This window comes from Streptomyces cylindrosporus, assembly GCF_022698165.1.
Classification (GTDB): domain Bacteria; phylum Actinomycetota; class Actinomycetes; order Streptomycetales; family Streptomycetaceae; genus Streptomyces; species Streptomyces cylindrosporus.
In genome coordinates this window covers 362,732-386,022 of the sequence record NZ_JALDAY010000011.1, presented here as the reverse complement: position 1 = coordinate 386,022, position 23,291 = coordinate 362,732, and the positions used below count along the sequence as shown (strand labels likewise).

The 23,291-nt window shown below is 67.6% G+C and carries 23 protein-coding genes and 2 tRNA genes; 15 read left to right on the top strand and 10 right to left on the bottom strand.

The genetic code is table 11. The features are described from left to right. Positions 1-36: 36 nt before the first annotated feature. From MQP27_RS34745 to MQP27_RS34735, 3 genes are all read right to left on the bottom strand, one after another. Entirely contained in the window at positions 37-426 is a 390-nt protein-coding gene (locus MQP27_RS34745) for a DUF6251 family protein (protein WP_242772627.1), read from the bottom strand. Further along, on the bottom strand, positions 423-740 hold the full coding sequence (locus MQP27_RS51120; protein ID WP_278196878.1) for a WhiB family transcriptional regulator: 318 nt from the start codon (positions 738-740) through the stop codon (positions 423-425). Before MQP27_RS51120 ends, MQP27_RS34745 begins: the two co-directional genes overlap by 4 nt. 169 nt (positions 741-909) lie before the next feature. Continuing rightward, a complete protein-coding gene (locus MQP27_RS34735) occupies positions 910-1,293 on the bottom strand; it encodes a hypothetical protein (protein ID WP_242772624.1) in 384 nt (127 codons plus the stop codon). 301 nt (positions 1,294-1,594) lie between these two features. On the opposite strand from MQP27_RS34735, the gene MQP27_RS34730 reads away from it, so the two are divergent. Continuing rightward, positions 1,595-2,008, top strand: a complete 414-nt coding sequence (locus MQP27_RS34730; protein WP_242772621.1) for a winged helix-turn-helix domain-containing protein — start codon at positions 1,595-1,597, stop codon at positions 2,006-2,008. A gap of 6 nt (positions 2,009-2,014) precedes the next feature. Here MQP27_RS34730 and MQP27_RS34725 read toward each other — a convergent pair whose 3' ends face one another. The 3 genes from MQP27_RS34725 to MQP27_RS34715 form a co-directional block, all read right to left on the bottom strand. Further along, complete coding sequence (locus MQP27_RS34725) at positions 2,015-2,962, bottom strand: NAD-dependent epimerase/dehydratase family protein (protein ID WP_242772619.1); 948 nt, start codon at positions 2,960-2,962, stop codon at positions 2,015-2,017. Between the two features lie 9 nt (positions 2,963-2,971). Next, on the bottom strand, positions 2,972-4,483 hold the full coding sequence (locus MQP27_RS34720; RefSeq protein ID WP_242772617.1) for a helix-turn-helix domain-containing protein: 1,512 nt from the start codon (positions 4,481-4,483) through the stop codon (positions 2,972-2,974). 810 nt (positions 4,484-5,293) lie between these two features. Next, complete coding sequence (locus MQP27_RS34715) at positions 5,294-6,106, bottom strand: hypothetical protein (protein WP_242772615.1); 813 nt, start codon at positions 6,104-6,106, stop codon at positions 5,294-5,296. A gap of 403 nt (positions 6,107-6,509) precedes the next feature. Between MQP27_RS34715 and MQP27_RS34710 the strand changes: the two genes are divergently transcribed. Continuing rightward, on the top strand, positions 6,510-7,088 hold the full coding sequence (locus tag MQP27_RS34710; protein WP_242772613.1) for a BAR domain-containing protein: 579 nt from the start codon (positions 6,510-6,512) through the stop codon (positions 7,086-7,088). A gap of 215 nt (positions 7,089-7,303) precedes the next feature. Here the strand turns inward: MQP27_RS34710 and MQP27_RS34705 are convergent, their stop codons facing one another. Beyond that, positions 7,304-7,930 (bottom strand): hypothetical protein, encoded by a 627-nt coding sequence (locus MQP27_RS34705; RefSeq protein ID WP_242772611.1) that lies wholly within the window; start codon positions 7,928-7,930, stop codon positions 7,304-7,306. 208 nt (positions 7,931-8,138) lie between these two features. Between MQP27_RS34705 and MQP27_RS34700 the strand changes: the two genes are divergently transcribed. The 3 genes from MQP27_RS34700 (at position 8,139) to MQP27_RS34690 (ending at position 12,409) form a co-directional block, all read left to right on the top strand. Then, on the top strand, positions 8,139-9,290 hold the full coding sequence (locus MQP27_RS34700; RefSeq protein WP_242772609.1) for a hypothetical protein: 1,152 nt from the start codon (positions 8,139-8,141) through the stop codon (positions 9,288-9,290). A 311-nt stretch (positions 9,291-9,601) separates the two neighbouring features. Continuing rightward, positions 9,602-10,555, top strand: coding sequence for a hypothetical protein (locus MQP27_RS34695; protein WP_242772607.1), 954 nt, complete (start codon positions 9,602-9,604; stop codon positions 10,553-10,555). Between the two features lie 858 nt (positions 10,556-11,413). Next, a complete protein-coding gene (locus tag MQP27_RS34690; protein ID WP_242772604.1) occupies positions 11,414-12,409 on the top strand; it encodes a hypothetical protein in 996 nt (331 codons plus the stop codon). A gap of 345 nt (positions 12,410-12,754) precedes the next feature. On the opposite strand, the gene MQP27_RS34685 is transcribed toward MQP27_RS34690, so the two are convergent. Next, positions 12,755-15,103: an MFS transporter gene (locus tag MQP27_RS34685; protein WP_242772601.1), complete on the bottom strand. Its 2,349-nt coding sequence runs from the start codon at positions 15,101-15,103 to the stop codon at positions 12,755-12,757. Positions 15,104-15,390: 287 nt separating this feature from the next. On the opposite strand from MQP27_RS34685, the gene MQP27_RS34680 reads away from it, so the two are divergent. Both MQP27_RS34680 and MQP27_RS34675 read left to right on the top strand, forming a co-directional pair. After that, complete coding sequence (locus tag MQP27_RS34680; RefSeq protein WP_242772598.1) at positions 15,391-15,864, top strand: NUDIX hydrolase; 474 nt, start codon at positions 15,391-15,393, stop codon at positions 15,862-15,864. Positions 15,865-15,949: 85 nt separating this feature from the next. Then, a complete protein-coding gene (locus MQP27_RS34675; RefSeq protein ID WP_242772595.1) occupies positions 15,950-16,162 on the top strand; it encodes a hypothetical protein in 213 nt (70 codons plus the stop codon). 33 nt (positions 16,163-16,195) lie between these two features. Here the strand turns inward: MQP27_RS34675 and MQP27_RS34670 are convergent, their stop codons facing one another. Continuing rightward, positions 16,196-16,852 (bottom strand): SDR family oxidoreductase, encoded by a 657-nt coding sequence (locus tag MQP27_RS34670; RefSeq protein WP_242772592.1) that lies wholly within the window; start codon positions 16,850-16,852, stop codon positions 16,196-16,198. A gap of 735 nt (positions 16,853-17,587) precedes the next feature. Next, entirely contained in the window at positions 17,588-18,739 is a 1,152-nt protein-coding gene (locus tag MQP27_RS34665; RefSeq protein WP_242772588.1) for an amidohydrolase family protein, read from the bottom strand. A gap of 127 nt (positions 18,740-18,866) precedes the next feature. Here MQP27_RS34665 and MQP27_RS34660 point away from each other — a divergent pair, with 127 nt between their 5' ends. The 8 genes from MQP27_RS34660 (at position 18,867) to MQP27_RS34625 (ending at position 23,207) form a co-directional block, all read left to right on the top strand. Next, positions 18,867-19,283, top strand: coding sequence for a hypothetical protein (locus tag MQP27_RS34660; protein ID WP_242772585.1), 417 nt, complete (start codon positions 18,867-18,869; stop codon positions 19,281-19,283). An 82-nt stretch (positions 19,284-19,365) separates the two neighbouring features. Next, a tRNA-Thr gene (locus tag MQP27_RS34655) sits at positions 19,366-19,438 on the top strand. A gap of 46 nt (positions 19,439-19,484) precedes the next feature. After that, a tRNA-Met gene (locus MQP27_RS34650) sits at positions 19,485-19,557 on the top strand. 89 nt (positions 19,558-19,646) lie between these two features. Next, entirely contained in the window at positions 19,647-19,811 is a 165-nt protein-coding gene (rpmG, locus tag MQP27_RS34645; protein WP_003948671.1) for a 50S ribosomal protein L33, read from the top strand. A 176-nt stretch (positions 19,812-19,987) separates the two neighbouring features. Next, entirely contained in the window at positions 19,988-20,440 is a 453-nt protein-coding gene (locus tag MQP27_RS34640; protein WP_242772582.1) for a MaoC family dehydratase N-terminal domain-containing protein, read from the top strand. 8 nt (positions 20,441-20,448) lie between these two features. Beyond that, positions 20,449-20,877: a MaoC family dehydratase gene (locus tag MQP27_RS34635; protein ID WP_242772786.1), complete on the top strand. Its 429-nt coding sequence runs from the start codon at positions 20,449-20,451 to the stop codon at positions 20,875-20,877. Between the two features lie 195 nt (positions 20,878-21,072). Then, positions 21,073-21,642: a TetR/AcrR family transcriptional regulator gene (locus tag MQP27_RS34630; protein ID WP_242772580.1), complete on the top strand. Its 570-nt coding sequence runs from the start codon at positions 21,073-21,075 to the stop codon at positions 21,640-21,642. 89 nt (positions 21,643-21,731) lie between these two features. Further along, complete coding sequence (locus MQP27_RS34625; protein ID WP_372511390.1) at positions 21,732-23,207, top strand: DHA2 family efflux MFS transporter permease subunit; 1,476 nt, start codon at positions 21,732-21,734, stop codon at positions 23,205-23,207. The last annotated feature ends 84 nt before the right edge of the window (positions 23,208-23,291 follow it).

The following is a 23,291-nucleotide window of genomic DNA, read 5'->3' as shown; positions in this document are numbered from 1 at the left end:
CGGATGGAGAAGGGAAGTTGAGGGGGAGAAGGGAGGTCAGAAGCCGCGCGGGCCGCGCCGCGAGCGCGCGCTGTCACGGGTCATCGACCGCAGCACCATCGCGCATACCGCGAGCGAGACGGCCACCACGGCGACCGAGGCCGCGACGACCGCGACCGACAGCAGCAGCGCCACCAGGACCGCGCCCAGGACCACGGCGGCGACCGCACCGCCCGCGATCAGGGCGCCGGGCGACATGCCAGCCGTCCGGGAAGGCGCGGCCGGAGCATGCGAGCAACCACACGACGGGGACAGGGCGTTGGGCGCCTGCCCAGGCAGCACCGCCGGGAGCGGGGCCGACGACAGGTACGTACGGCCGAACGCATCAGTCAGCACGTACGGCTGCTGTCGGGCCTGTGACGGGACGGGGAGGTGGGAGTCGTTCATGCTGCCGCTCCCCTCCGCTGCCGCCGGCGCAGAGTACGGCGCTCGCCGGCCGTCAGACCGCCGAACACCCCGTGCTCCTCGCGCCGGTCCAACGCCCGTGCCAGGCAGGCGACTTGCACCGGGCACCGCTCGCACACCGACTTCGCGTACGCCATCTTCGTGTCGGCCTCGGAGAAGAACACCTCCGGGTCCTCACCCAGGCACGCCGCACCGCCCAGGTCGGGCAGGTCCAGGCTGAGCCGGTCCCCCGGCGAGGCGGCCAGCTGCAGATGCGGCCGCCGCCGGCCGTGGACGCCACGCAGATAGGTGCCCATCAGCGCACCCCCGCCCGCTCGGTCCGGGACGCCGGCGACCACGCGAAGCCGCAGTGACCGCACTCCTCACGCGCCGCGTGGCAGCGCGAGACGAACACGGGACGACGGCAACGCGGGCACGGCGACTTCGCGCACACCGGGCGCGCGTCGTAGAACGGAACCGAGGCCATCACGCATGCCCCTCGACGCCCGGGGCGGTGGATTCGGCCTGGGAGCCGACGTACGGCGCGTAGACGTGCATAGCCAGGCCGAAGGCCGTGCCGCGCGCCTCGAAGTCGAACTGACCACCCGCACACGGCTGCAGCCGCGTCTCGACGCCCAGGGCCTGAGCCACCCGCGCCACGGCCAGCGACCGCTCCTGCGGCTCGGCACCGTGCATGGTCATCTGCAGTCCCACGCGCTGGTTGTCGGACACCGTGATGTACACGTCCGGAAGCCCGGGGACGCCGTCCAGGAAATCGGCAAGCCGCCGAAGTGCCTGGGACGGGGAAAACGAAACCGGCTCTTCCTGCCGGGATACGACCGTCGACGCGACGGTACGCTCGTCGAGCATCGTTCTACTCCTCTAACCGGGAATCGATGCATCGGCCTCGGCAGGGGAAGAGACGTGGGCCAACACGTCTCAGCCCGTATCTGCCGGGGCCGTTCTGTCTCACCAGGTTGGAACTTGTCCTGCGGACAAGGCCAATGACGGCCTGTCATACGGCCGTTGTCTCGCAGGGTTCTCACCCGACTTCCATCATGGTGCACCTAGTGCACAAAGTCTGGCAACAGGTCTCGCGAGATTGAGTCGGGATGGGATTGGGCCGCAGTGTGATGCACTAGGTGCGACGGCCTAGGCGAAGGTGTGGTGCATGACCGAGTTCCGGGGCAAGCCGGCGTACCTGCAGCTTGCCGACACCCTGCGGGGACGCATCGAGAGCGGCAAGATCCCGAACGGCGCGCCCCTGCCGTCGGCGGCGGAGCTCATGAAGGAATTCGGCGTCTCCAGCACGGTGGTGAAGAACGGCATCAGCGTGCTGCGGTCCGAGGGCCTGGTCCTGGGCCACCAGGGCAAGGCGGTCTTCGCTCAGTACCCGCCCGTCATCACGCCCCCGCCGTGGGCCCCGCCGCTGGTCGACGCAGCTCATGGCCTGGCTGAAGTCGTCCAGGAGATCGCAGAAGGGCTTCCAGTGGACACGGCCAAGGCGCGAGACGCCCTGGCGGCCTGGCGCGCGGCGGGCGAGCAACTGCCGCAGCCGCTTCGAGCCGGCCTGGCCAGCAGTTGATCGACCTCAGCTTCGCGGCGCGCTGACGGCCGTCCAAGCGTCGGCGATGATCTCGTCCAGCGACGATCGCTCAGGCTTCCAGCCGAGTTCTCGCCGGACCAGCGCGGTGTCGGCCAACAGCGTTGGCGGCTCGTCCTTGGGTGGGTGGTGTACGACGGAGATGGGCCGGCCAGTGACTCGCTCGGTCACGGCGACGATGTCGCTGACGCTCGCCCCGGTGGCGCCGACGTTGTAGACCGCGTGCGTCCCGGGCTCGCAGGCCTGGAGGCCCAGCACGTAGGCGCGGGCCAGGTCGTCGACATGGACGAAGTCTCGTACGGCAGAGCCGTCGCCGTTGATGTCCACGTGCAGTGCCTGCCCTGCCGCGACCGCGACGGCCTTCGGGATGATCCGGGTGAGATCCGGGTCCCCCACGCCGGCGACGGAGCCGGAGATGTTGAACGCCCGCAGGACCACGGCGCCGACCGCCCCGCTGGCTGCTTGCCCGATCAAGGCCTCGTCCGCGGCCAGCTTGGTCCGGCCATACGGCGACGTCGGCCGCGGCGGGGTCTGTTCATCGATGGGCTGTCGCTCAGGTACGCCGTAGACGGCCGCGGTCGAGGCCTGCACGATCCGGAGCGGCCGGCCTGCGCTGGCGCCCTCCGCCAGGCACGCCTCCACGAGCGCCTCCGTGCCACCCAAGTTGACGGCCTCGTACTCGTCGGGCCGCTCGAAGGATTCGCGGACGCGGGTGAGTGCCGCCAGGTGGCACACGGCATCGATGCCTCGGACGGCCTGGCGCAACTGCTCGGGATGGAGCAGGTCTGCGTGCACGGCTTCGACGACGGGAGCGGTCGGCAGTGATGCGCCGACGGGACGATGGGTCATCGCGACCACGTCGTGGCCGGCGTCGGCGAGCCGTCGTACGACCGCGTTGCCCACGAAGCCGTACGCACCCGTCACCAGTACGCGCAAGGGTCCTCCTCAGCCGGGGAGTATCAGCTTCCGATGCTGCCACGCCAGATCGAGGCATGCGGCGGCGGCCGGGGCCAGAGGCTCGGAGTCGAGCAGCCGCCGCACGTTGGCCTCGGTGAACGGGATGCCCGCGGCGACGTCGGCGGCACTCGCGGAAACGACGGCGCCCTCGGTGTTCTGGCTGACCATGGTGTGGAAGACGCGGTCGTACACGTCGGCGTCGATCACGACGACGGCCAGGATCTCGCCGGCGAGCGTCAGCGGATCGAGCCCGATCCCGAACGTGAAGGCCTGAAGCTTGCCCGCCCGTCGAGCCTCGCTGAGCGACTTGAAGGGCTCGGTGCCGTCGTAGTCGATCGGCTCACCGCTGCTTCCGTCGGCCTCCGGCATGCCGAGGAACTCCTCTGCGTACTCACGCAGCATGTTCCGCCATAGGTCGAAGTCGTTGGACTGGTCCCAGGGCATGACGGACGACGGTTGGAACACCCCGGCGGGCATGATGTGGTAGATCCCGCCGGCGAGCGCCACGTTCACGGCCGACCGGTGGTGCAGGACGAACGAGGCGTCGCCCGCACGATCGCGCCGGATGGTCAGCGTGTCGATGGAGGGCAGCAGAGGCCGACGGGCAAGGTCGAACGGGTCCCCGACGAGGGACCGGAAGGGGAGATCCTCCCAGCGTGGTGACTGCAACCACGCTGGATCGCTGCCCGCGGCGAGCCATGCGCCGGCCAGCTCATGGGCCACGCCCTCGCAGACGTCGACCATGTCGAAGTAGGTCGTGTACCCGAAAGCCATCCGAGCGTCGGCGTCAGCCCACGCGGTGTCCATGAGGCGGAAACTGGGCCGGTTCTCGAAGAGCGACGGCTTGTCCACGGCGCGGATGGCCTGCGAGTAACGGTCGTATCGGCCGCCGCGGGCGGAGAGAGGCCGGACACCTTCGGCTTCCGGCTCCGAACCGACCAGGGCCGGTGACGGCACCTGGTTGAGCCACGACAGCTCTACGGCCGCGAGGTCGAACGGCGCGGGCGCCATCCAGCCTGGCCGCGTCAGGGCTGGGCTGTTCCCCACACGCTCGAACTCCGGATAGAGACTGGCTGCGGCGGCAGTGAGCTCACTGCGACGCCGGTTCAACTCGCGGCGCACCAACCGCCATCGACGCTGATCCTCTACGGCTTCGTAGGGCGATGCGTCGGCTCCCGCCGGACGCAGCGCGTGCTCGTCACGGCCGGACATAGCCGCCGGAAGGAGACCCAACTCGTCTTCGGGGAGCCCCAAGGTGCCTGCAATCCGCCGCAGTTCATCCACGTCCCGAATCGACCGCTTCCCACGCTCCAACAGCGACACGTACGACTGGTCGTACCCGAGCAGGTCGGCCAGGTCCTGCTGCGTCAGCTTGTGCGTGTATCGGTATGCCCGCAGCGCCCCCTGCAGGTTCGAACCGTCTGGCGGTGCGTGCCGTTCCTCGGCTTCGTACAGCCACTGCGTCGGTTTGGATGCCGCCGGCGGAGGCGTCTCCCGCATCGCGCGATCGCAAGGCCCGCACATGACCCCATAGTTCGCGCGGCTTAACCGTGCTCCACACCGGCTGCAGACCTTGCCGTCTGGCACCGTGGCTGTCATGGGACCTCGCTGAGTCGGGACCTACGCGGACGTACGAATCAGCATGCCCTCTATCTGCCGTAGGACATGCGGGAGTTGCGGCCTACGGGCGCGTGCGCCCGGTCGGTGGGGTCTTCGACCTGGCCGGTGTCGCGGAGTGCCTCCGCCGGACCGGGCTGGAGATCGACCCGGTGGATGCCGCGGCTTGCCGACGCAGGTCACCGCGCTCGCCACGGTTCCACGTGATGACACCGTGCCCGCTGGATGTATCCACCAGGAACGTGCACGCTGACGGCAGCCCAGAAGGGCTTGGACTCCCGGAAGTGCCCACCTGCCGTGTGCCACTGGACGCCTGGATACGCACGGCGCAGAGATCGGAGAGCGGCTGAGGCGAGGCCACAGCGCTTATACCCCTCATAGGAGTAGGGCGCTTCCACCCAGCCGATCTTGCATTCATCGCACACCACGTACTCGACTTGGAAAGCCAGGTCGGATCTATAGTAGGCCGCTCGGATACGCCAACCTTCCCGTTCATAGCGGCCGGCGGGCCGGTCGACCCAGGGTTTCGGCGGGGTAGCAGACGGGTCGAAGAGGTAGGACTCGGGGGACGCCCAACGGCGGAGTCGGTCGCGCCAGGTCGGCTTGTCCGGCCACTCCCGCACCCAATGCACATGGTCGGCGAATTGCGCCACGATACGGATCGCCGCATCCTTCTCCACCATGGGCGCTCCTTCAGCCCCTTCCGGTCTCCGGCGCATCTGAGGCTGTCCATGCAACGGAGGGTGGGCGGAAGCGCGTGCCGTGCCGGCTGTAGGGGCTTCTGCCGGCGATATACCGATGGGTGCGGTCGATCTCCACGCTGCCGGATCCTGGTCGCCAGACGGGCGCCGGGGCGGATGGCCAATCCGGTGTATCCGGCAGCGGCGCTTTCAACACCTCCTCACCCATCCCGTGATTGACGCCCCCGCATACGCAATCGCACGGCGAGTTTGGTGCCGCCAGTGCACAGCTGGCTGAGCCGCAGAACGGTGTGCTGTCGTCGTCTGGGTGGTGCAGGCACAGCCTGGGCGTGCACGAAGTCTGCAGATACCAGTCCAAGCACGCCGCGCTCCCGGTGAGTTCACGGTCCAGGACGGCCAGCATGATCGGTATGACGTCATCTCGAATGGCCGTGGTGCACCAATAACTCACGGGCGGCGCACTGCCGAAGACCGCCTTGCGGTAGCCAGCTGCAAGTGTCCGTGCCGCCGCGTGATCGCTGACCGCGCACAGATCAGTACTGAGACCCAAGGGGCGGAAGTCGCCCATCGCCATGGAGTCGTCGGACAGTTGAACCCACTTGCTACCGGCGGCTCCGATCTCGAACCTGCCCCCGTTGATCTCACACCACTCACGAACCATGCCGACCAGCGTGGCCTGGGTATCACGTCCGTCAGCAAGACGCCGCTGTCCCGCCGGCGCCTTGGCGAGGGAGCGGGCGATCGCCTCCTCGGCCTGCTTGGCGGTTTGAGAGCTCAAAGACGATCTGCTGCGTGGTGAGCTCAACCAGCACCTCCTCCTACGCGCCCGTGGTCCTTGCTGATCTCCGGCTTGTCCTCTGTGACGGCCGGTTTGAGGGCCTACCCCTCCCTGGGCACGTGTACTCGCAGTGCGCTCACGGCACTTCCATGCGCTCACCGCGAGGGTCCGGCGGTGCCCACACAGGTCGCCCTACGCGTCGCTAATCAGGGGCATGAGCTTGGGAAGCTGAGGGTATCTGCCGCTTCTTCCGAGGCTGATCTGCGGTGCTGCAGCGTCGGGGCCTGATTTACGGCTGGCGGCTGCGGCTCGGCTGTCACTGTCGGTCGTCGTTGAGTGGCCTCGGGGGGCGTCGGACGGCCCAGGGTTCGGTGTGTCTGGGCACCCTGACCGCGTGACTTGACCTGCTACCCAACATCATGATGATCCCGTGTCCGCTGAAACGACCTTCAACTTGATCAGCGTTGTGTCCTCGGCTCTAGGGCTGCTCAATGCTGCCGACGGCTTTCGCCGAACGTTCAAGAGCGTCGCTGCCCCTGATGATCCGTTCTTCAGGCGCGTGTTCGCGACTCAGGTTGCGATGGTTACTCGCTGGCGATCCGGTCTTACCCGTGCCGTTCGCCGCGCACTTCGACGGCCAGCTCCAACCATCACGGCCACCCTCGGCACAGCTCTGTCCGTGGAGGCCGCGATGAATGCCCATGGCCTCGTTCAGTTCGGGCCCTTGCCAGATGTGACGCAGGAGCCGGCGGCCTTCACGGCAGAGGTTGAGCGTCGGCTGAACCGCGTCTACAAGTTGGCTCAGGACGTGCAACATGACCTGAGGCAGGAGGAGCAGGTCCGAGATAAGGGAGATCAACAAGTTGCTTCGGACCTCGGAGCGCAGATCTCGGCGCTCGACGAAGAGGCGAAGCGTGATGCCCTCGAAGGCCTACACGAACAGGTGCTCGGTTGGTTCCTCGTTGCCATCGGGCTCCTAGCACAGATCGCAGCCTTCCTCGCCTCCTGAACCCAGATCTTGGCATCGCGGTCGGCGGAGTCTCACTGCGAGTCAAGTGCAGCCGCGGGTAATCAGTAGCCGGTCTACTGATCACGAGTCTCGCTGACCAGCGACGCTGAAGAAGCCCACGGCTCTGACCAGTTCAGATGCCGTGGGCTTCTGTCGTTGTCGGTCGGCGTCGGGTTACCTCGCACGGCCCGGGGACGGCCCAGCGCGGGGACTGCTCACTCAAGCGGTTGGGCCGCCACTCGGAGCTGTTCACTGTGGAGCCAGGTGAAGGTGCGGTCAGGTTCGAGGTGGGCGTCTCCCCAGTGGATGGCATGTATGCCGTTCTCTGGGTCGGCCGTGAAGAACAGACACACGAGCTTCGTGGAGGCGCCCAAGGCCTCGAAGGTCTCGTGCAGCTCCTCGTACTCTTCTGTCGTCAGCTCGTCGTCAAGCGGGAAGAGCCCGTCTTGTGGCTCCGGCCCGTGGCTCAGGAGCATCCGACGGCGAGTGGGGGAGGCGTTGGCCGCCAGCCGAGCACGTTCGAGAGGCCTGGGCCGGTCGGCGTACTTGAAGGGGAAGAGCGCGTGGTCGTTGATGACGGCGTACTCGTACCCGCGCACGTCCCGCACGGCTTCCTCCAACTCGCGAGCCGTATCCGCGAGGTTCTCGCGCACGGCCTCGGCCAGGGTGACGCCGTAAGGGCTGCGCTTCTTCAGCCTCGCGGTGAGGTGCACGGCATGAGCCCGCGCATGAGCCCTGGCGAGTTGCTCCGGGATCGCTATGACGAGCCTGCCGGCATGCCGCCCGAAACGCTCCACGGCCCAATCCGACGGCTCACCGCTGGTGCCGCCCAGCACAGGCATGCAGAGTCCCCCTCCCTGAGACATCCCGTTATCAACTGTGTGACACGTACATGAAGCGTCAGCAAGTGCGCGGATCCGGCCAGGCGGCGTGAAGCAGTCTATGGAGGGCACGGGCTAGTCCACCGATCGGGTGACAGATCCGTCCCACGTCTTCTAGACCCAAGGAGCTGAGCGGTACCTTTGTCGATCTCGACTTGGGGGGGCGAGCATGAACGAACTTCGGGAGGTCGGGAAGATCTATCGCACGTTCCATGCCGTGCGGATCATCCTGAATCAGAGGGGGTGGCTTGAGTATTTAAGGCGAGAGGCCGTTACCAGGGCTCTGAGAAGCGGTATAGCAGATGAACCGCTAGCCAATGCACATGTAATCGAGGGTGCGAGAAAGTTCTGTGACGTACTAGATCAAACGAGTATTGAGATCGAGTCGTTGAATGAAATATCCAATAAAGCGACAAGGTGGGGTCGCGAAAAGGTAACGCGAGGTGTCAGATTTCCCGACTATTCGGGGAAGAGTGAAGAGACCTTCTTTACAAGGCTGCAAGAATGGGTAGAAAGCGCAGCGAGAAGTGATGAAGGTCAATTTGCCCTTGACCACGCCGGATACCCGCGCGTTGAGCGGCGAGCTAACATTTTTGCGGTAGCCGTCGCCACGGAAATACTTGGCCTTCTCGGGGAGCCTCACGGTAATCCAGGATGGAATCAGGCCCGTTGGGAGATGACGCGCGCACTGCTCCCTTCTACTCCAGACTTGGAAATTCGGAAGAAGCATGCAAACTGGCGGCTCTGGACTCGGGCCGTTGTCGCGGGTTTGGTAACTGGCATTACCAGCGATATCGTTTTCAATCTAAGCATAACGGAGGCGCTGAGCGTTGGATTTACCGTGCTCTCCGGAACGGCGGTTGCAGAGTTCACGCAGAATAAGACACTGCTAACTGCCGACGTATTGGCGGTCCGCCGTCAAGTGGGAAAATGGTTAGGATCATTGCCAAGGAGGATTATTCGGTTCATGCACTGGCGGGATGACCAATCTTGGCGCGCAGAAGAGGTCATGCTTAGTGCAAATCCGTTTCGTGAACTCATGGCTTCTATGGCTAGGGGATATGCTCAGTTTCCGTACCTTGACGAGGATGTCGGCGGAATATTGTCAGACGTGGAGCATCTGATCCGTCAGGCTGGGAGCGTTAATGACATTGAGCTTCGAGGTTGTCTGATTGAAGTCCAAACCGCATTGAAATACGATGAGGACGAGATTCCCGTCGCTTTTGTTCGTTTGGTCAGCTTGATTGAGGATCAGGTAGATGTGGGTCGCACTCCGGCGATACGTCAAATTCCCAATCGAGATCCGGGAGCGCTCCCATGAGGCAGTCGGTCACCGCTGAGCCCTGCCCGGGACTACGTGTGAAGCGTCCAGCCGATGGGGCGAGCGCGGCGCCACACTGTCGTCGGGCCCTGCGCCTCATGATCAATATGGAAATGCCTTGCACCTGGGGAGCTGAGACCCAATAGTCTTGGAGGATGAGCTCACGTCAGGTATTCCCTGCCCCCGAAGAGCCGAGTGATGGACCATTCGGCGGCTGGGCCCAATGGTTTCGCACCTCAGGCGCCCCCGAGGCGAATGATGCTAGGCGCAGAATCAATCACTGGTACTCCACATTCGGTGATCGTGACTCGATGGTTCTGAGTCGTCTTCAGGGTGAGGATGATATAGGAGTACTGCAGGCCGTGGATGAGCTCTATGCCCATGACCTTCTATCAAGAACCTGCCAGGTCAGATACGAGGAAGATGATCACAGTCCAGACTTTCGGCTTTACCGAAGGTCAGACTACATTGCTGGCGTGGAGCTACTGACGCTCTTCATGGAAAAGGAATTCAGTTCCGAAATCTCAAGAAATGATGCGCTGGTGAGGGGGATTGACAGTAGAGTTCGCCCAGATAAATGGTATGTGTTGCCGGAGATCAACGACTGGAAACGCCAACCCAGCCTAAAAAATCTTACAAGGTGGCTACGCGAAGAGATCGGCAATCTTGCAGATCCGGCCCCTGGACTGGCGCAAAGTGACTATCCGTGTGTCATATATTCGACTCCTGAAGTCGAGATTGAATTCACGTTTGTCCCACGGCGCCGAGTAACGTCACCCACTGAGCGGGAGCCCATCGTGGTGGCCGGTCCTATAGTGACGAAGTTCGTGGCGTCGGATCGCAGGTTGCGCTCTGCCGTGAGTCAAAAGGCCGGCAGTAGGTACGAGCATCGTGAAAAACCTTTCGCCATCATGATAAGCGTGCGGGACACATTGTGCGACACCGAAGACGTCATTAATGCCCTGTATGGTGATGATGCAATAGCCATAAGCTTGACGAATCCTGGCGTTGCAACCCCGGTGCGTAGGCGGAACGGCGTCTTCTCGATTTCTGCGGCGCATCCTGAGGGGCGCAACAGGCGACTGAGTTGCGTTTTTGTACTCATGCGCGGATGGCTTCCAGTGACACAAGAGGTTCCAGCCCTTCTTCGGTTTGACAACCCCTGGGCAGAGTTTCCATTTCCCGACGACGTGTTGGTTCCCGCGAAGCATTTGGTAGCCCGAACGCACCAGAGCGGGACCCATATGGAATGGGCGCCTGAGTGAACTCGGTCTCGCTATTTTCGACAGGTCGGTGTAGCGACTTTGGCCGGGAGCTGCTTTGGCGCGAGTGATCATGGCCCCGTAAGCTTCCGGCGCGTCGGGCAGTCTGTTGACCTGCCCGTTAAAGCACGACGTTGGGGCCATGATCTTCGAGGCTCGCGCCAAAGTGGCTGGCTAAAGTCGCGGAGCCGACCGCCCCAGCCACAGCGGGTTTCTCCCCCTCACATGGCCGCGTCCGCCGTCCGGCCGGTGGCCTGGTGCGGGATCAGCGAACCGTTCGAACGCCTACGTATCTGGCAGCGTCGGCCCGCATGCCGCCGCCACCACGATCCGGCCTCTTTCGGTAACACAAAGCGTCTTTGACCTGCACCGTTGGGGATCACATCCGCCCCCCGTGCCCGTGTTGGACTTTGGCCGCTGCGTGCGGCGACGGGCGGGCGGCGACGTGCGCCGGTGGCGGAGACATGGAGGCGGCGCGGCGGCGACCGACCGGCGCCGCCGCGCTTGGCGCGGCCCTCGGTTGGATCCGACCTACTTCTGTAGGCAACCGGGTGGAAAGGGGTGCGTGATGGCCCCCGAGACTTGGGCGTTGGGGTCTAGCTGCTGTTGATCTTTTCCATCCTTGAGGCCGGATCGTGGTGGCGGTGGTATGCGGGCCAGAGCGGCCGTTGATACGCCTGGGCGGAGCCTATGGCTCGAAGATCGGCAAGCGCCGTCGTAGGCCGGACCAGCGAGCGCAGCGAGCCTTGATGCCGTAAGGAAACACTGGCCGCTTCGAACAAGATCGGCCCCGGGCGCGTTCGAGGGCTCCCTGCGGCGAACTCAGTCGTAGTTCATCCCTCTACTGTCCGAATCGCGCCCTTGCTGTCTGGATGTACCCGACCGCACCCTGACCAGGTCAGTTACCGACACGAGGGGGCGGTAGAGATCTTTGGTATCGAGGGGTTACATCAAGCGATTCTGGACCTGAAGCGAGAGGTAGGGGACCTGAGGGCGCAGGTCCTGGAGAAGCTGGACCTGCAACATCAGGTGCTGACCGAGCTCGCGGCATTACGGCAGCAGATGTCGGACCAGCAGCACGGGATCGACCAGATCCGGCAGGACAGCTCGGCGGCGATCAACACCGGACTCACCGAAGTGCGGGCCGTGATTCGTGAGGGCCTCACCCGGACCAACGACAACATCAGCGACCCGCTCACGCAGATCGGCGGCGAACTCGTCGCGATTCGAAGCGGCATCAGTGACCTCACTCGTAACGCACAGCCGGCGCAGCAAACCGAACAACCTGTTGCCGATGACCTGCCTGGCTCCGACGAGCGCCCCGCCACCGAGAGCGCCGAGCCTGACGTCAGCGATGATGGCGAGCCGGAGGCGAACGTCCTGCAACTCGAAGACGTCAAGGAGCGCCTCCGGCTTCTTCGGGCCGCGGCCGGCATCTCCGCAGCCACTATCCACGCTCACCGTGACACCTGGGCGTTCCTCGTCGAACACGCCAGCAGGGACCGGCACTTCTGCATCCCCGGTGAGGTGAAGGACGCCTCGGATGCCGTTCTCGTCGAGGTCTCAGGTCCCAGCCTGGTCGCCGTCCTGACCCGGCTCGGTGACGTCCAGGACGACCCCGACGCCGACCTCGGTACCCGAGCGATCGCAGGTCTCCTCCACGAGCGCATCGCCAAGATCGTGGAGGCGAGCGCTCCATCGCACAACTCCGGCAGCGCCCCTGACCGTGTCCGCATCGACATCGATGACCGCGTGGGTCCGCCCTCCGAGGACTCCGCCGAGGGCCCGGACGGCGACCGGCACGCCAAGGAAGAGGGCCCAGATGATGCCCAGGGAGGACACGGAGAAGCGGCCTGACGGACCAAGATCCGGGCTAGCCACGGGCCATGACACTGAATCAGAGCGGAAGGCGCAGCTCAGAGCCATGATCTCCAGCCCACTGTAAATCTGCCGACTCAGCCTTCCCAGGTTCGAATCCTGGCGCCGCCACTTCGGGGAAGACCCCCTCCACTTCGCGGAGACGCGATATGGAGGGGGTCTCTTCGTATGCGCCGGTGATTGCAGGCGTGGGCCCGCGCGGACGCCCTCCGCTCAGGGTGTCCGCGCAGGCCCGGTCTCGCACCGCGCCTGTCCTTGCCGTGGCGTCTGTCCTCGCCGTGGCGCCCGTCCTTGCCTGGCGCCGAAGCTGTCCGCCCTCGCGAACTACTCCCCGCTGTGGGCCAGTTCGATGTCGTGCTCGTCGACGTCTCCGCCCGATACCGACACCGTCGCCGCCCGCGGCGGGTAACCCGTCGCTATGACCGTGTACGCGCCGCTGTCCAGGTCGGAGAAGGCGTACGCGCCGTCCAGGCCGGTCCGGGTCGTCGCGACCACGTTGCCCGCCGCGTCCACCAGCGTCACCCGGGCGTCGGAGAGCGGGGCACCCGACCCGCGTACCGTGCCTCGCACGTGGGCGCCGGGGCGGAGTTCCACCTCGATGCGCGTGGTGCCGGTGCCGCCGACCTCGACGGGCAGGGCCAGCGGGCGGTGCTTGGGGGAGTTGACGGCGAGTGTCACGGTGCCCGGCACCAGGTCGGTGACATGGAACTCGCCCAGCACGTCGGTCCGCGCCGTGGCCAGCACCTCGCCCCGCACGTCGGTCACGATGACCACCGCATCGGCGACCGGTGCCCCGCCGTCCGCGCCCCTGACCAGCCCCGCGAGCCCACTCGTGCCGCTCAGCAGGACGTCGTACGACATCGGCGTGTCCGCGACGACGAGCGTGGAGGCCTGCGGTTGGTAGCCGTCGGCCGAGGCGATCAGGACGTACGAACCCGCGCCGGGCGCGTCCACGCCGTACGAACCGTCGGCCCGCGAGACCGCCCGCCCCAGCTGCTTCCCGCCGAGCGAGATCAGAGTGATCGCCGAACCGGCCACCGGGATGCGTTCCGCGCCGAAGACCCGCCCGCTCACCGGGATACCGGTGCCGATGCCAATACCGGCACCGGCACTAGCGCCGGCCTCCGCACCGGCAGCCACCCCCGAAGCAATCCCCCCAGGCACCTTCGCGCCCACCGCCGCCCCGACCCCCTCCGCAGCCGGCACTTCATCGCCATCGGCCCCGGCGCCGACCATCGCCGCATCAGCCCTCGCCCCCCGATGCCGCGGAATGAACGACGCCACCGCGAACGCCAGCAGTGCCGCGCCGCCGCCGACCGCCAGGACCGTGCGGAAGCCGTTCTCCGAGGGGAGGGCGACCGAGCCGAGGTTCGTCGTCATCTGGGACAGGATCACGCCGGCCACGGCGCTCGCCGTCGACGTACCTATCGAACGCATCAGCGTGTTCAGGCTGTTCGCCGCGCCCGACTGCGACGGCGGCACCGCGCCCATGATCAGCGCGGGCATCGCGCCGTACGTGAAGCCGATGCCCGAACCGATGACGCAGGAGACGAGGACGAACTGCCAGACCTCCGACATGAACGCGATCTGCAGGGCGTAACCCGCGGCCACGATCAGCGAGCCCAGCATCAGGCTCGTCTTCGGGCCCCTCGCCCTGGACAGGGCCGCGGAGACCGGGGCGATCGCCATCATCACCAGGCCGGACGGGGCCATGACCAGACCGGCGGTGAGGAGCGACTTGCCCAGGCCGTAGCCGGTCGCCTCAGGCAACTGCAAGAGCTGGGGAAGCACCAGGGACATCGCGAACATGCCGAAGCCGAGGGCGATCGAGGCGAGGTTGGTGACCAGGACCTGTCGGCGCGCGGTCGTGCGCAGGTCGACCAACGGCTGCGCGGCACGCAGTTCGTACCAGCCCCACAGCAGCAGGACCACGACCGACGCCCCGAACAGGCCGAGCGTCGTCCCGCTGCCCCAGCCCCAGTCGGCGCCCTTGGAGATGGCGAGGAGCAGGCAGACCAGGCCCGCCGCCATCCCGATCCCGCCGACGACGTCGAACCGGCCGCCCGTCCGCACTTTCGACTCGGGCACCACGAACAGCACGAGCAGCAGTGCTACGACACCCATCCCGGCCGAGCTCCAGAACAGCACGTGCCAGTCGAAGTTGTCCGCGATCAGCGCGGCCGCGGGCAGGCCGAGCGCCGCGCCGACGCCGAGCGAGGCGCTCATCATGGCGGTGGCCGAACCGAGCCGTTCGGCGGGCAGTTCGTCCCGCATGATGCTGATGCCGAGCGGGATCACACCACCGGCCATGCCCTGCAGCACCCGGCCGACGATCATCGGCGCCAGCGAGTCACTGAGCGCTGCCGTCACCGAACCGGCGATCAGCAGGACCAGGCTGGTCAGAAGCATGCGGCGCTTGCCGTACATGTCGCCGAGCCGACCCATCATCGGGACGGCCACGGCTGCGGCGAGCAGCGTGGCGGTGACGGCCCAGGCGGTGTCGGACGCCGGGGCGTTCAGGAGTTTCGGCAGCTCCGGGACGATCGGGATCACCAGGGTCTGCATCAGCGAGACCACGATCCCGCCGAAGGCCAGGACCGCTACGACGGCATTGGCCCGCGGCGCCGCGGACACCACCCCGTCGTCGGCGGGTCGGGGGAGTGCGTGGGACATGGTCGGCCCTCCGTAGGCGTGGGGCATCGGGTGTGCACGACAGGATTACGCTAAGTCAGTTGATTGACTTAAGCAAGGAGGGTTGGATTCGGTGGGGGTCCGGTGGAGGGGTTGGGGTGGTCGGGAGGGTGCGTCGAGCGGGGTGAGCCGGACCGGGTGAGCAGGGCCAGGCAAGTAGGGCGGGCGAGTCGGGCCAGGCAAGTAGGGCCAGGCGAGTCGAGTCGGGTCGGGGTGAGCCCAGTCGGCGGCGCGGGTCCTCGCGGGCGCCCCGGGGTACGTACGACTGCATGGCACGCATCGACTACCTGTACGACCCCGACGCCCCGCCCGCCAACTCGGTCGTGCCCTCGGTCGTGGCCCTCGTGCGCAACGACACGGGACACATCCTCATGATCCGCCGCTCCGACAACGGCCGCTGGGCGCTGCCCGGCGGCGGTCACGACGTGGGGGAGTCCATCAGCGACACCGTGGTGCGCGAGGTGGGGGAGGAGACCGGCATCCACGTCGAGGTCACCGGCCTGTCCGGGATCTACACCGACCCCGGCCATGTCATGCGTTACGACGACGGAGAGGTCCGCCAGCAGTTCAGCCTCTGCTTCCGCGCGCGCCCCACGGGCGGCGAGCTCCGCACGAGCGCCGAAACGCCCCAGGTCGCCTGGGTCGCCCCGGCCGACCTGCCCACCTTGGACATCCACCCGACGATGCGCCTGCGGATCGACCACGCCCTGGACCCGACCCGCACGACGCCCTACATCGGCTGACCACCACGGAGGCTTCCCGTCCGCCCGAACGAAACCCCGCGCTCCACTCCGCGCAACACACCTTCACCCGGGGCACACTGACCCCATGTCCACTCGTCGCAGAAGCTGCCCCGAATGCCGTCGCGAGATCGCCGTCGTCGCCGGCCGCTTCGCCCGGCACGACCCGCCGGGCGCGCGCGAGAACGGCGAACTCGTCTCCTGCCCCGGCTCCCGCCGCCAGGCCCAACTCGGCGCCGCCCAGCCGTCCTTGGACGGCTACGTCGTCCCCGAGATCCCGGGCCAGATGCCCCTGTTCTGACCAATATTCTGACCAACGGTCCGCACCGGCACCTCAGTTCCCGGCCACCGACTTCACCGCCACCGACACCGGCGTCGACCCACCGATCAGCTCCAGCGTCAGGCCGGCCGTCGCGGGAGTCTCAAGCAGCTCCGCCAGTACGGCGGCCACGTCGTCGCGCGAGACCCGGCCGCGGCCCGTGTGCGCCTCCAGCCGGACGAGCCCGGTACCGGGGTCGTTCGTCAGCGTCCCGGGGCGCAGGATCGTCCAGTCCAGTGCGTCCAGATTCTGGATGTACGCGTCGGCCGCGCCCTTCGCGCGCAGGTACACGTCGAACACATCGTCCCCCTGGTGCGCGGGATCCGCGCCCATCGACGAAACGACCACGTGTCGTCGTACTCCCGCCCGGACCGCCGCGTCCGCGAACAGGATCGCCGCCCCCTTGTCCACCGTGTCCTTGCGGGCCGTCCCGCTGCCCGGGCCCGCGCCGGCCGCGAAGACCGCCGCGTCCGCGCCCTGCAGATGCGCCGCGACCTCCTCGGGCGAGGCCGACTCCAGATCCAGCAGGACCGGTTCAGCACCGGCCTCCCGCAGGTCGTCGCCCTGTTCGGCGTGGCGGATGATGCCCGCTGCCTCTTCCCCGCGCGCGGCGAGCAGCCGCTCCAGCCGCAGCGCGATCTGACCATGACCACCAGCGATGACAATGCGCATGTCTTCGACCGTACGCCTGGGCGGTCGCATCCGCCGCACGGCTTGAGCGGTGCCTCAGGGGGCGCGTGGCATGAGCGCATGCGCTGAGCGCGCAGGAGGGGGTCGTGCGCGCTCGGCGTGCGAGCCGATGGCGCACGCTCCCGGCGCGCGAGCCGGTGGTGCGCGCTCGCGTAGTGCGGGCGGAGCGCGCACGCCAACGTGGTGCGAGCCGAGCGTGCACGCCCCAGGCGTGCGCGACGCGCACGAGCGCCCCTCGATGCGAGCTTCCGGCGCGCCCAATCCGGGCACCCGCCCCAGCGTGCAGGTTCTCGTCTGCGTGCAGGTCCTCGTCCGGTCCCGGCGCGCAGGCCCTCGACTTCTCCCGGCCCGTAGGCCTCGACCGCTCCCAGTGCGCACCACCACCGCGCGGATCCATGGCTCCTCCCGGCGCGCACCACACCACCACCGCGCGTGCCCTCAGCTCACTCCTGGCGCGCACCACCACGCGCAAGCTCCGCGCGCTCACTACCGGCGCACGCTTGGCTCGCGCGCCCCAAAAGCCCCCGGGCGCTCGCCACCAGCGTGCGCGCCCAGCGCGCGCTCCCTCTCAATGCGCCCCCACCGCAAGCGCACGCGCGGGCTCACGCCGACACGCGCCCACCCTCAACCCCCGTTCAGCTCGGCTCAGCCCAGCCCAGCACAACTCAGCCCAGTCCAGTCCAGCTCAGTCCAGCTCCGCTCCGCTCAACGCAACCTTCAACTCAACGCCCCCCGCCCCTGCCGAGGAAGCCCCAGTTCTGCGGCTGCCGCCGAGTTGCAGTACTCCCGTACCGCGCTGGTCCGCGCCACCACGCGCCCCCGGTGGATCACGATCCGGCTGTACGCCAACGACAGCGCCCCGGCCAGCCGATCCCCGCGTACCGCCAGCAACTCGGCGGGGAAGCCCGCCTCGACGCGCACCTCGGGCAGGCCGAGTGCCGTGCGGGCCGAGGTGCTCACGGCGTCGTAGGCGTCCTCCGGGCGCAAGCCGTAACGGGATGCCAATAGATAGGCGGCCTCCAGGGGGTCTCCGCGTCCCACGGGGTTGGACACGTCCCGGAGTGCGCCACTGCCCGCGGCCACCCGTACCCCGGCGGCCCGCAACAGCCGTACAGGAGCCGTGCCGCGTCGGTCGGTGCCGCCGCAGCCGCCCTGGGGCAGGCACACCACCGTCACGCCGGCGGCGGCCAGTTGGTCGGCGACGCGGGCGGCGGCCTCGGCGGGCAGGTGGCCCAGATCGCCGCACGGGCCGAGTGTCACGCCGGGGCGCAGCCCGCCGACCATCGCGGCGAGGCGGGCCAGGCGGGCCGGGTCGGCGGCATCCGTATGCAGGTCGACCGGGCAGCCGTGCTCAGAGGCGACCTCCAGGACCGCCTCCACGTACCCCGTCGGATCGGGATCGAGGTCCGGACAGCCGCCCACCACCGACGCCCCCATCTTCACCGCGTCCCGCAGCATCGCGAGCCCGTCCGCCCCGGCGACCCCGGTCAGCACGCGCGGCATCGCGACGGCCGTCAGCTCGGTCAGCCCGCGCAGCGAACGCCGTGCCTGCAGTACGGCGGCCAGCGCGCCCAGCCCCTGGACGTCGCCCACGCGCACGTGTGCCCGCAACGCGGTCGCCCCGTGCCCGAGTTGCAGCAACGCCGCCTCCGTCGCTCGCCGTTGCACGTCTTGCGGGTCGTGCGAGGCAGGGCCGTCGCCGTCGGCGGACAGCGCGGTGTCGCCGTGGGCGTGCGGTTCGGCCGGGGCCGGCAACAGCAGATAGCCGCTGAGGTCCACGCGTGCGCCGCACGCGCGCGTACCGCCCGCCGCCAGGCTGCCCGCCGTACCGACCGCCTCGATACGCCCGCCACCCAGCCGCACGTCCACGGTCCGCCCATCGGTCAGCCGAGCCCCGCACAGCAACAGCGCGCCCGGGTCGACGGCCCCGGAGGACGCGGAAGGCCCCGACCCAGCCGACGACCCCGACGACGGTCCTGACGACCCTGAAGAGCCCGTGGACTCCGACGACCCCGTGGACCCCGAAGCGGACGGCGACCCCGACGAGGACGACCCGGACGACGACGAAGAAGGGGATGACGATGACGACGATGAGGATGAGGACGAGGACGAAGAGTGGGGCGGCTGCGGCTGGCTGTCGGGCATCGCGCTCCAGGGGCTCAGGACTGCATGGGGGCTCATGGGGGCTCAGGACTGCACGGGGCTCGGGGCTGCACAGGGCCGGCGCTCGGAGCGCGGGCTGCGCAGCGGACGCAAGATCACGCAGAGTGAGTCGAGCCTAGGGTGGCGATACGCGTGCGGCGGGGAGGAGCGCAATAGTCGTACCGGTGTGGTCCGTAGCACCCAAGAGGCTTACGTGGCACGTGGGAGAGCCGGGAGGCGGGCCGCGACGGCGCCCCCGGACGGGCCGTGACGGTCCGTGGAACAGGCCGGGACGGGGGCCGCGAAACGGATTTGGGTGAACGGCGGCGGACCGTGTAATGTCTTCATCGCTCGCCCCAATAGCTCAGTCGGCAGAGCGTCTCCATGGTAAGGAGAAGGTCTACGGTTCGATTCCGTATTGGGGCTCTGGTGTGTGAGGTTCCCGTCGCGAGGCGGGAACGGATCGCATCACAGCGGTGTAGCTCAGTCGGTAGAGCAAGCGGCTCATAATCGCTGTGTCACCGGTTCAAGTCCGGTCACCGCTACTGACAGTAGCCGATTGTGGGGTCGGTCCTTCGATCGGCTACTCTTCTATGCGTTAAACCATCCCATCCGTTCGTCAAGGAGCACTCACGTGGCTGCCACCGACGTCCGCCCGAAGATCACGCTGGCCTGCGTGGAGTGCAAGGAGCGGAACTACATCACCAAGAAGAACCGGCGTAACAACCCGGACCGTCTTGAGATGAAGAAGCACTGCCCGCGTTGCAACGCGCACACCGCGCACCGCGAGACGCGATAAATCAGGCTCGTACGCGAGGCCGTTCCCGAGAGATCGGGAGCGGCCTCGCGTCGTTTCGCCGACCAGTACCGGTCAGTAGAGCAACGACGTACAGCCGGCAGAGCAACCCGCAGAGCCGGCAGAGCAGCAACTACGCAGAGCCAGCAGAGCCAGCAGAGCCAGGAGGTGCCGAGCCCATGGCGCTCGACCAGTCCTTCGTGGGGCGGACCTACCCGCCCACCGATCCCTACGAGGTCGGCCGGGAGAAGATCCGCGAGTTCGCGGAGGCCGTGGGGGACGCCAACCCGGTCTACACCGACCCGGAGGCCGCCAAGGCGCACGGGTACGCCGATGTGATCGCCCCGCCGACCTTTGTGTTCTCGATCACCTTCAAGGCGGCGGGACAGGTCGTCGAGGACCCGCAGCTGGGCCTGGACTACAGCCGCGTCGTCCACGGCGACCAGAAGTTCTCGTACGTCCGCCCGGTGCGGGCCGGTGACCGCCTCACCGTCACCTCGACCATCGAGGCGATCAAGTCCCTCGCGGGCAACGACATCCTGGACATCCGCGGCGAGGTCCACGACGAGGCGGGCGAGCACGTCGTGACCGCATGGACGAAGCTCGTCGCGCGCGCGGCAGAGGAGGCGTGAGCAAGAAGATGACGGCGAAGATCGCATATGACGCCATCGAGGTCGGCACCGAACTGCCCGCGCAGACCTTCCCCGTGACGCGCGCCACGCTCGTCAAGTACGCCGGCGCCTCCGGGGACTTCAACCCGATCCACTGGAACGAGAAGTTCGCCAAGGAGGTCGGGCTGCCCGACGTCATCGCGCACGGCATGTTCACCATGGCCGAGGCGATCCGGGTGGTCACCGACTGGGTCGGCGACCCGGGCGCGGTCGTCGAGTACGGCGTCCGCTTCACCAAGCCCGTCGTCGTCCCGAACGACGACCAGGGCGCCCTGATCGAGGTCAGCGCCAAGGTCGCGGCCAAGCTCGACGACAACACGGTCCGCGTGGACCTCACCGCGACGAGCGCCGGTCAGAAGGTGCTGGGGATGTCCCGGGCGGTCGTACGACTGGCCTGAGGGTACGCGTGGCGGGATCTGCGTGATCTGTAAGGGGCGTTCTCCATTGTGGGGCGCCCCTTACGTGCATGCGGCCCCCTACCGGCCCCAACGGCTCACCGCGGCGGTGGGTTCCAGCGGGTCGGGTCCCGGCAGGTTCCAGTGAGCCCCACTACACCCTTGACGTAGTTAGTGATTGAGTACTAACTTACTTCCATGGCCAGGATGAGTGCAGAAGAGAGGCGCGAGAGCGTCATTCGGGCGGCGACCGCGGAGTTCGCGCGAGGTGGGTACTACGGCACCTCGACCGAGGCGATCGCCAAGCGGGTGGGTGTCTCGCAGCCGTATCTCTTCCGGCTCTTCCCGGGCAAGAAGGCGATCTTCCTCGCGACCGCGCAGCGATGCATGGAGGACACCATCCGTACGTTCGAGGAGGCCGCCAAGGGCCTGGAGGGCGAGGAGGCCCTGCGTGCCATGGCGAACGCGTACACCAAGGTCATCGCGGAGAAGCCCGAGCAACTGCTGATGCAGATGCAGATGTACGTCACCGTGGCCGCCGCCGAGCAAACCGGCGACCACGAGCTCGGCGAGGAGGTGCGGGCGGGCTGGATGCGGCTGTGGGACGCGGTGCATCTGCCGCTCGGGGCCGAGATCGAGGAGACGACGACGTTCATGGCGTACGGGATGCTCATCAACTGCCTGGTGGCCATGGGTTTTCCGCCCCAGCACAGAGTCTGGGAAGGGCTGTATCCGGAGGCGCGGCTCAAGGGGCGTCTGGAGAAGTAGCCCGCAGGAGGGTCGGGAAAGGCGCCGCAACCGCCTTTTCATGTCCGCAAAAGTTAGTAATCAATAACTAATCGCCCTATGGGGGAGCGATGTCACAGCAGACCGCAACCGCGACCACAACCGAAACCTCAGCCCGTCGCGGGGGAACCGTCTGGGCCCTCGTGATCACCAGCGTCGCCGGTTTCATGGCGGCCCTCGACAACCTCGTCGTCACCACCGCCCTGCCCTCCATCCGCAAGGACCTCGGCGGGGCGCTGGGCGACCTCGAATGGACGGTCAGCGCCTACACGCTCACCTTCGCCGTCCTGCTGATGTTCGGCGCGGCCCTGGGCGACCGCTTCGGCCGTCGCCGTATGTTCCTGGCCGGCCTCACCGTCTTCACCGGCGCGTCCGCCGCCGCGGCCATGGCCACCGGCATCGACACCCTCATCGCGGCCCGCGCCGTCCAGGGCGTGGGCGCGGCGATCATGATGCCCCTGACGCTCACCCTGCTCACGGCGGCCGTCCCCGCCGCCAAGCGCGGCATGGCATACGGCATCTGGGGCGCCGTCAACGGCCTCGCGGTCGCCTCCGGCCCGCTCATCGGCGGCAGCCTCACCGAACACGTCTCCTGGCACTGGATCTTCTGGCTGAACGTCCCCCTCGGCATCGCCCTCCTGCCCCTGGCCCGCCTGCGCCTCGCGGAGTCCCACGGCACCGGCGCGCCGCTCGACATCCCCGGCACCCTGCTCGCCAGCGGCGGACTGTTCGGCATCGTGTACGGCCTGGTCCGCGGCCCCGCCGACGGCTGGACCGCGCCCCTGGTCCTCACCGGCCTGTTCGCCGGAACCGTCCTCCTCGTGGCCTTCGTCGGCTACAGCACCCGGGCCAAGAACCCCATGCTCCCGATGCGGCTGTTCCGTTCCCGGGCCTTCTTCGGCATCAACGCGGCCAGCCTGCTGATGTTCCTGGGCATGTTCGGCTCGATCTTCCTGCTGAGCCAGTTCATGCAGGGCGTCCTCGGCTACTCGCCCACCGAGGCGGGCCTCAGGATGCTCCCCTGGACCGGCATGCCGATGCTCGTCGCACCCATCGCCGGCATCCTGTCCGACCGCATCGGCGGCCGCCCGGTGGTCGCCACCGGCCTGTTCTTCCAGGCCGCCGGCCTGGCGTGGATGGCCTCGGTCGTCGCCCCCGGCGTCTCGTACGCCGCCCAGCTGCCCGGCCTGATCATCAGCGGCATCGGCATGGCCCTCTACTTCGCCCCCGCGGCCAACCTGGTCATGTCGAGCGTCCTCCCCAAGGAACAGGGCATCGCCTCCGGCGCGAACAACGCCCTGCGCGAGGTCGGTGGCGCACTGGGCATCGCGATCATGTCGTCGATCTTCTCCTCCCAGGGCGGCTACGAGTCCGCGCGGCGCTTCGTCGACGGCCTGCAGCCCGCGCTGGTCACCGGCTCGGCAGTGGTGGCGCTGGCCGCGGTGGCGGCGCTGGTGATCCCGAGGCGGCGCCCCGCGACGGTGACGGCGACGCCGGCCGAGTCGCAAGCGGACACGGCGTCGGCACTGGAGCCGGTCGCAGGCTGACCGGCCACGGGAAACGGCTCCGTCCGGGAGGGCGGGGCCGTTTCGCACGTACGAATGCGCTCGTACGAGACCGGGTGCGTGCGG